5 protein-coding genes are annotated in these 7,291 nt (G+C 65.7%); 1 reads left to right on the plus strand and 4 read right to left on the minus strand.

Annotated features, from left to right (window positions below):
- Window positions 1-653: 653 nt before the first annotated feature.
- Genes AC1RNP_RS16900 through AC1RNP_RS16915 form a run of 4 tightly spaced genes read right to left on the minus strand, consistent with a single transcriptional unit; the run spans window position 654 to window position 5,152 of the window.
- Window positions 654-1,154 (minus strand): Slp family lipoprotein, encoded by a 501-nt coding sequence (locus AC1RNP_RS16900; RefSeq protein ID WP_493052442.1) that lies wholly within the window; start codon window positions 1,152-1,154, stop codon window positions 654-656.
- Between the two features lie 19 nt (window positions 1,155-1,173).
- Window positions 1,174-3,183 (minus strand): transglutaminase TgpA family protein, encoded by a 2,010-nt coding sequence (locus tag AC1RNP_RS16905; RefSeq protein WP_493052443.1) that lies wholly within the window; start codon window positions 3,181-3,183, stop codon window positions 1,174-1,176.
- Window positions 3,167-4,144: a DUF58 domain-containing protein gene (locus AC1RNP_RS16910; protein ID WP_493052444.1), complete on the minus strand. Its 978-nt coding sequence runs from the start codon at window positions 4,142-4,144 to the stop codon at window positions 3,167-3,169. The genes AC1RNP_RS16905 and AC1RNP_RS16910 overlap by 17 nt, the downstream gene beginning before the upstream one ends.
- A 54-nt stretch (window positions 4,145-4,198) precedes the next feature.
- The gene (locus tag AC1RNP_RS16915; protein WP_493052446.1) at window positions 4,199-5,152 is read right to left on the minus strand and encodes an AAA family ATPase; all 954 of its coding nucleotides are present in this window, start codon (window positions 5,150-5,152) and stop codon (window positions 4,199-4,201) included.
- Between the two features lie 83 nt (window positions 5,153-5,235).
- On the opposite strand from AC1RNP_RS16915, the gene AC1RNP_RS16920 reads away from it, so the two are divergent.
- On the plus strand, window positions 5,236-7,083 hold the full coding sequence (locus AC1RNP_RS16920) for an ArnT family glycosyltransferase (protein ID WP_493052448.1): 1,848 nt from the start codon (window positions 5,236-5,238) through the stop codon (window positions 7,081-7,083).
- The last annotated feature ends 208 nt before the right edge of the window (window positions 7,084-7,291 follow it).

Below are 7,291 nucleotides of genomic sequence, written 5' to 3' on the forward strand. Positions count from 1 at the left end.
TCGTCATTCCGGCGGAAGCTGGGTGTTTAACAGCCGGATGGCTGGTCATCCAGCTTCTCGCATGATCGTCGTCCCAGCGAAAGCTGGGATCCATTTGGCTTTTGCTGTTGCAGTTGGCTTGTGAAGATCAAAAGCGTTTCGTCCGCTGTCGCGGCCGAGTTCATTTCTTTTGATAAGCGTCAAAAGAAACGAACCAAAGAAAAACGCTTTTCCCGACGAAGCAGCCCCAGTGTTTCGTTGCTATCGGGATTTTTCGACTCGCCATCCATGGCTCGGTCGAAAAACGGCGCACATCCCTGTGCGCCGCCCTCCGGGTCTCCGGCTGGTGAGGGCGTTCAAGCATCTTTAGAAGAGAAAGGCGAGGCAAAGCCGAGCAAAGTTTTTGCTCTTGGCTGCTAAACCTTGCGAGCCACGATTCCATCTAGACCCGAAGGGCGGCGGGCAGGAAGCCCGCCGTTTTCCGACCGAGCCATGGATGACGAGTCGGAAAATCCTGGGGCGCTTCCCGTCATGGGATTGATTTGTCGAGAAAAGCGTTTTTCTTTGGTTCGTTTCTTTTGGGGCTTACCAAAAGAAATGAACTCGCCCCGTCAGGGGCGAAACGCCTTTGCTTTAAAGAACGAACACACCGTAAGCGAAAACCCGAAGCCCGATCACCACCACCCCCACCACGGCCACGGCGCCGGCCGCGTCACCACATTCACCCGCTCACGCTTCGGCCACAGATACACCACATCCGCCTCGACATGCGGGAACCGGTAGCTGTAACCACCGATTCGACGATTCTCGTAACTGTCGATCCGCCCCGTGAAGGTCACATCACGATTCTTCTCGAAGATCGCCGGATCATAGAACCCGGTACGGCAGGCGATGAAGCGGCCGCCGGTGTCGTCCTCGGCCCAGTAGGGACGGCCGTAGACATCCAGTCGGGTGGAGATCATCTCGAAGCAGGTGGTGTTCTCCTTCGGCTCGACCTGGACGATGCGGCCACCCCAGCGCACGGTGGCGCCGACGCTGTCGCGTTCGGCGGCTTCGCGCGGTGTGATCTGGGTGTACTCGCCCTGCAGCGGCTTCGGTTGCGAGGCGCAGGCGGCGAGGGCGCAGACGAGGCCGGCCAAGGCGAGCGAGCGTGTTTTTCTACTGCCCAGATGCATCGGGTGTCTCCGTTATCGGTCAGGGGCGGTGCCGACGCAGGTCGTGGACGAGATCGCGCAACCCCTGTCGATGCGCGTCGTGCCGAGCGTAGCGCCAATCGGCGAAACGGGCGCTGAGCGCCGGCAACTGCGCCGATTGTGGCCGTTCCGGCAGCGATCGGGCAATGCGCGCGGCCCAGGCGTTCGCCGGCTCGTGCGGTTCGCGTGCGAAACCGAGCCGGGCATAGCGCGCGCCCAGGGTGTGCCAGGCACGCAGCAATGGATCGCGTTCGCGCTCGCGGCGCGTGGTGAGCCACAGCATCCAGCCCAGGGCGAGTCCGGCCACGCCGGCGAAGAGCGCGATCAGGGCGCTGTCGTCGAGATGGTCAATACCCAGTGGCTGCAGCAGGCGTTGCTGGCGCGTGGCGTCGAAGCCGAGCACGAGGTCGTTCCAGCCGCGCCGCAGCCAATCGCCGATGTCGAAGACCGGCGCGAGCCCGGTGAACGAGCCCAGCACACCCGGTGCGCGGTCGGCGAGGGTGTCGTAGATGCGTTCCGGCGCCACCGCGGCGGTGGGGTCGACCCGTACCCAGCCGCGTCCGGACAGCCACACTTCGCTCCAGGCATGCGCGTCGGAATTGCGCACCAGCCAGTAGTCACCGTAGGGGTTGTGATAGCCGCCGGCGTAGCCGGTGACCACACGCGCGGGAATCCCCGCGCCGCGCATCAACACCACAAAGGCGGAGCTGAAGTGCTCGCAGAAGCCGCGCTTTTGCTCGAACAGGAATTCGTCGACCGAATCGTGGCCGAGCAGGGGCGTATCGAGGGTGTAGATGAAATCGCGCCCGATCCACGACAAGGCGCGCTGCACGATGGCATCGTCGTTGGTTCCGGCGGATTGTCGCCATTGCCGCGCCAGCGCCAGCGTGCGCGGGTTGTAGCCGGGCGGCAGACGCAATGCGATCGCGCGCGTCTCGGGCGACAGTTGCGGCTGGTAGGTTTGCGGTTCGGCCGAGCGCAAGTGCCAGCGTGTCAGCGACGAGAGCGTCCGCTGCGCCTGCATGCTGTGGTCGAAGTCCAGTGTCGTGCCCAGGGGCGAGGACAAGGGCAGATCGAGCGCGACCAGCTGTCGCCGATCGGTCGGTTCGACTTCGATCTCGTAATCCCAAATGGTCTTCCGGCGTGTCGTCGGTGCCGGGCGCAGGCCCGTGGGCCACGCCGGTCGCGTCCAGGCGCGTCCGTCGAAATCCCAGAGCACCGGGCCGCGCCAGTACATCTGCGAGGTGGGCGGTGCGGCGCCGAAGAATTTCACGCGCAGGGCGGGGCGGTCGTCGGCCATGAAGTCGATCCACTCGCCCGGCGCCATACGATCGGACAATCCCGGCCGCGCCACGACGCGTTCCGGCACGCCCCACAACGGCGCGCTGATGCGCGGGAACAGCCAGAATGCCGCCAGCGCCAAGGGCAGGCCGATCGCGATCAGGCGCAGCACGGTGACGAATCGTCGCGCATGCGCCCGGATGTTGTCGCCGGCGGCCGCCGATTCGCCGGATTCCAGATCCGAAAGCTGCAGCAACGCCGCCAGCGCCAGGATCACGCCGAGCAGTCCGAGCAGCAGCGACGCGGGTCCCTGATCGAGCAGGAAGGTCGCGAACGGCGCGAACAGCGCGAAGCCGATCAGGCTGCGCGTATCGCGCAGGCCATGCAGTTCCGCCGGCTTGACCGCCAACATCGCCGCGAGCAGTGCACAGCCGGTGTCGCGGCCGAACGAGAACCGCATCGAGGTGAGCACGTAGCCGATCAGCGCCAATACGAGCAGCAGGCGCAGCCAGCCGGGCAGCACGTGCCGCCGCGACATCGCCACCGTCGCACAGCCGACCGCGATGCAGGCGATCGGCAAGGCGAGGCTTTCCAGCTGTAGCAGCAAGGGCAGGAGGCATGCCGCCGCGGCGAGCAGGGTCCACAGGCGGCTGCGCGCATCGAGCGCGGTGCGTTGCGTTTTCTCTTTCGCCCTGAATAAAGAGAAGATCGTGTCAGCGCGAGCGGCCATCGTCGCGCTCCAGTCGTGGCATGAGTGCGAGCGCACGCAGGCAGGCATGGCGATGATCGACGCCGCGCGCCGGTCCCTGCGCAGGTTGTCCCGGCAGCAGCAGGCGGTAGCGGCGACCTTCGCGTTCGGCCTCGTCGACCCAGCGCGCGAGCCGACGGATGCGGTCTTCGTAGGCGAGTGAGGACAGGTCGCGCCAGTCGAGTTCGATGTCCGCGCTCTGCGGCTGTTCGTATTCGCGCACCAGCAGCGCGCCACGACGCGCGGAAGGCTTCCAGGCGATGGCGCGTCGCGCGTCTCCACGCCGATACGCGCGGAGATGGTGCATGTCCTCGCCGGCAGGATGCAGACGTGCGCGCGCGTTCTCGCCGCGCCCTTGCGGCAGCGGCGGACCGTGCGCCTCGGGGACGGGGTAGACCAGCAGCGGCGTGTCGGGCCAGAGATAGGTCCAGGCGCGCGCGAGTCCGAGCGGGCGCGTGGTGGAGATGCGCAGGCGGCCGAGTTCGAGCCAGCCGCGTTGCGTGGTGGGCACCATCACCACGGTTTCGCCGGCGCCCTCGACGAGGGAGAGTCGCGCCTCGCTGCCGGCCAGATCGACGCGCAGGCCGCGTCGCCCGCGCCCGCGCGCCGCGCGCGCGTGCAGGCGCAACGCGAGCGCCATGCCGGCGGGGACAGGTTGTGCGTCGATGGCGACGATCTGCAGTCCGCTCAGTTGCAGATGCGCCGCGAACAGGCTGGTGTTGGCCGCACCGGCTAGCAGCAACCCGAGCAGCAGCGCCGGATTGTTGTTGTAGTTGAGCGCGCCGATGCCCATCGCCAGCAGCAGCATGGCGAAGAACCAGCCGAACCCGGTCGGCAGGATGTAGATGCGATGACGATTGAATTCGACCGGCAGCGATTCCGGTCGCCGTGGCCGCGCGAGCAGGGCGAGGCGTTTTGCTAGCGATGCGAACGCTGGCGGCATCTTGCGATCCAAAAAAAGAACTGAGTTTTTCTTTTTTCCCGAGAAAAGAGAAAACTAATCCACCGGCACGCTGTGCAGGATCGACTTCGCCAGTGCGCGATCCTCGCCCGCGTCGGCATCGGCGACCAGTCGATGCGCGGCGACCGGCGCGAACAGTGCCTGCACGTCCTCCGGCAGTACGTGATTGCGGCCCAGCAGCAACGCATATGCACGTGCCGCGCGCAGCAGCGCGATGCCCGCGCGTGGCGACAGCCCGACGCGCACGCCCGGATGATGCCGGCTGCGCGCCAGCAGTGCCTGCACGTAACGCACCAGCGCCTCGCTGGCATGCACATGCGACACCGCATCGCGCAGTTGCAGCACGTCGTCGGAACCGAGAATCGGCATCGTCTGCGCGATCATGTCGCGCCGGTCGCCGCCAGCCAGCAGCGCGCGCTCGGCCTCTTCGCTCGGGTAGCCGAGGGTGAGGCGCAACAGGAAGCGATCGAGTTGCGAATCGGGCAGGGGATAGGTGCCGGCCAGGTCGACCGGGTTCTGCGTGGCGATGACGAGGAATGGCTCCGGCAGCGCGTGCGTCACGCCATCGACCGTGACCTGATGCTCCGCCATCGCTTCGAGCAATGCGCTCTGCGTGCGCGGCGGCGCGCGGTTGATCTCATCTGCCAGCAGCACCTGCGCGAACACCGGGCCTGAATGGAACTCGAAGCGCCGCGTCTGGGCGTCGAACACCGAGACGCCGATGATGTCGGAAGGAAGCAGGTCGGAGGTGAACTGCACGCGCTGGAAGGCCAGCCCGAGTGTCGCCGCCAGCGCATGTGCCAGCGTCGTCTTGCCGAGACCCGGCAGGTCCTCGATCAGCATGTGCCCGTCCGAGAGCAGGGCGACGAAGGCCAGCTGCACTTCGTGCGGCTTGCCCAGGACGAGTGCGTTGACCTGCGACTGTGCGCGTTTCACCGACTCGCGCAGGTCGTCGGTTAGCATGGCGAGGGAAGCCGAGGATGCGGGCATGCGCGGGTCGCTGTTCGTGGGTTCATTCGAGTGTAGCGAGGTTGCGACGCGAAATGCGGGACGGAATGCGGGACAGGATCGACATGCGAGTGGTGTTCATCACACTCTGGGCGGCGGTGTCGTTGCTCAAGGTGTCGATGGCCGCGCGCCTGCCGCTGTTCGTCGATGAAGCGTTCTACTGGCAGGAGAGCCGGCACCTGGCCTGGGCCTATTCCGATCTGCCGGGCCTGACTGCATGGCTGATCCGCCTCGGCGAGTTGGTGTTCGGCAAGAGCCTGCTGGCGCTGCGGCTGCCGTTCCTGATGATCGCCGCCTGCGTGCCGTGGCTGGTGGTGCGCATCACCGCGCGAGAATTCGGCAGTCGCAATGCCTGGCTGGCCGGCATCGCCACATTGCTGTTGCCGTTGGCGGGAACGCTCGGCCTGCTCGCGCTGCCCGACGCGCCGATGGCGCTGGCCACGCTGTTATGCGTGGATGCGGGCGCGCGATTGCTGCGTGGCGTGAGTCACGAGACGGCCCTGCAGCTGGCGTGCGGTCTGGCGATCGGCGCGCTCAGTCATTACCGTTTCATCGCCGTGATCGGCGTGGGACTCATTGCGCTGCTGATGCTGCCGCGCGGGCGGCAAGCCCTGCTCGATCCGCGCGTGTGGATCGCGATCGCGTTCGGCGCGGCGGCCTGGACGCCGTTGATGGCATGGAACTTCGACAATGCCGAGGCGGGATTGCGCTTCCAGCTCGTCGATCGCCATCCCTGGGCGTTCCATGCCGACGGTCTTTCTTTCCTGGCGATCCAGGGGCTGCTGGTGACGCCGCCGCTGTTCGTCGCGCTGATTTGGGCTGCCTGGAAAGGGCGGCGCAGTGTCTCGGAGGATGTGCGCTATCTGGCCTGGTCCGGCGGGCTGGTGGTACTGGGATTCTTCATTCTCGGCTTCTTCGCCGACACGCAGCGCGTGAGCTTCCATTGGCCGCTGCCGGGTTATCTGGCATTGCTGCCGCTGCTGCCGCACGTGCTTTCCACCTGGGCGCCTTGGTTGCGGCGGCTGGTCTGGATCGTGGTCGCGTCTGGCCTGGCCGCCGCACTTGGGTATTACGCGCTGGTATCGTCGCCTTCGTTCCGCGAGGACAGCGCGGCGCTGAAGTGGTATCCCTCCAACTTCGCCGGCTGGGACAGCCTGGCCATAGCGGTGAGCAGCGAGCATGCACGGATGCCGCCGGGTACGCGCATCGTCGCCGACAATTTCAAGATCGGCGCGGAACTCGGCTTCGCGCTCGACAATCCGCGCATCCGCGTGCTCGATCATCCGCTCAATCGCGAGCACGGGCGCGCACCGCAGCTACGGCTGTGGGGATTGCAGAGCCGGGGCCGCAGCGACTGGGGCGATGCGCCGGTGTTGCTGGTGGTGGGCGCGGCGGATGTGGAATACCGCAATCTGTTGCAGCGCTATCACCAGCTATGCGAGCAGGTCGGGCCGCTGCCGAAGCCGAAGGTGTTGAATGTCGATCATGGCCGGCAGCGGTATCTGTTGTTCGCATTCGATGGCAAGGGTCGACAAGGCAAGACGACCGCGGGCCAGGCGAAGGCTAAGTGCACCGCGCCGGCGATGGCGTGGATCGATGCGCCGGCGATCGATGCGCGTGTCGGCGAGCGCTTCGAAGTGTCGGGATGGGCGTTCAAGGATGGCGTCGGACTCGCGCGCGTGGATGTGCTGATGGACGGGCGTGTTGTCGCCAAGGCCGAGTATGGGTTGCCGAGTCCCGGGACTGCGGCGTATTGGAAGATTTCTAGCGATCCGTTGCATCCGAATGTCGGGTATCGGGCGCGTGTCGATGTGGGGGATGCGACGCCGGGGCGGCATTGGCTGGGATTGCGGTTGTATGGGAGGGATGGGAGTGTTGAGGATTGGAGTGAGCAGCCGGTGACGGTTGAGTAGTTGTCTATTTGTCATTCCGGTGGAAGCCGGGTGTTTAACAGCCGGATGGCTGGTCATCCAGCTTCTTGCTTGATCGTCGTCCCAGCGGAAGCTGGGATCCATTTGGCTTTTGCTGTTGCCGTTGCTTGTGCAGAGCAAAAGCGTTTCGTCCGCTACGCGGCCGAGTTCATTTCTTTTGATAAGCGTCAAAAGAAACGAACCAAAGAAA

The organism is Luteimonas sp. GW821-FHT14E02 (assembly GCF_058803905.1).